This window comes from Craterilacuibacter sp. (genome assembly GCF_051659485.1).
GTDB lineage: Bacteria > Pseudomonadota > Gammaproteobacteria > Burkholderiales > Chromobacteriaceae > Craterilacuibacter.
This window is the reverse complement of sequence record NZ_JBOFOO010000139.1, coordinates 1-1027: the sequence shown is the minus strand read 5'-3', so window position 1 is coordinate 1027 and position 1027 is coordinate 1. Positions and strand designations below refer to the sequence as shown.

The 1027-nt window shown below is 52.4% G+C and carries 1 protein-coding gene; it reads left to right on the top strand.

The genetic code is table 11. From position 1 onward, the window contains the following. The first annotated feature begins 65 nt into the window (after positions 1 to 65). Positions 66 to 857, top strand: a complete 792-nt coding sequence (locus tag ACRC1E_RS04800; RefSeq protein WP_438513970.1) for an outer membrane protein OmpK — start codon at positions 66 to 68, stop codon at positions 855 to 857. Positions 858 to 1027: the final 170 nt, after the last annotated feature.

The following is a 1027-nucleotide window of genomic DNA, read 5'->3' as shown; positions in this document are numbered from 1 at the left end:
AGCTATATTCTGCGCGCTTCACGCACGGATTCCGCGTGGTTTTCTTTCTGCTTACAGGATATTCAATGTCTATTCGCTCCCTTATCGCGCTGGGCTGTGCATTGGCCGCCCCGGCTGCCCTTGCTTCCAATGACTGGTCTTTCAAGAACGTCAGTGTCAACTGGCTGGACTGGTCCAATGGCACCGAAGCGCGCACTGAAGCAGGTTTTGCTGGCAAGAAGGATTTTTCCTTCCTCGAACTGGAAGGCGGCTTTGGCGGCAACTGGGGCGAAGCCTATGGTTTCTTTGATATCGAAAATCCGGGGCATGATGCTAAGGAAGCAGACAGCAAAGATAACCGTCGTTATGCGGCTAAAGTTTCAACACGTTTCAATGTAGCTGAAGTTGCCGGCATGCCGGTGCAGCTATATGGCCAGATTTACGACTCGCGAGAGCACAATGGTTTCTTCAACCAGAACCGCGTACTGGGTCTGGGTACTAGCTGGAGCCAGGGCAACTTCTGGATCAAGCCGTTTATTGGTGCACATCAGGAGCTGAAGTCGGGTGTAGGCGCACACTTCAACGGCTGGATGGCCGGTTATGTGGCAGGCTACAATTTTACCGCCTTCGGCCAGTCGTTCATGGCGACGCAGTGGCATGAAACCGAATTTGCGCGCAAAGACCGCTATTTGAATATGTTTGATGCTGCTGGTGCTGAGGTGAAAGGCGGCAAAACAGCTAATAATGGTGCGGTAGCCTTGTGGTGGAATGTCAATAAGGCACTGACTACGGGTGTTCAATACCGTTATTCTGATCAGAAACTGGGTGTAACGGGTTATCAGAATGCCATGATCTACACGGTGAAGTACAACTTCTGATGCTTGCCCTCGCAAGATAAAGAAAGCCCCGGGCAGGTGCCGGGGCTTGAGTGATCACAGACAGGCCGGATACTCCGGCCTGTTGTCGTTTTAGCGTGGCGCTGCGTCCTCGGTGCCATCTATGTCCTGATCCACCTCGGCAAACCATTTTTCCACAATCTGCTCTACCG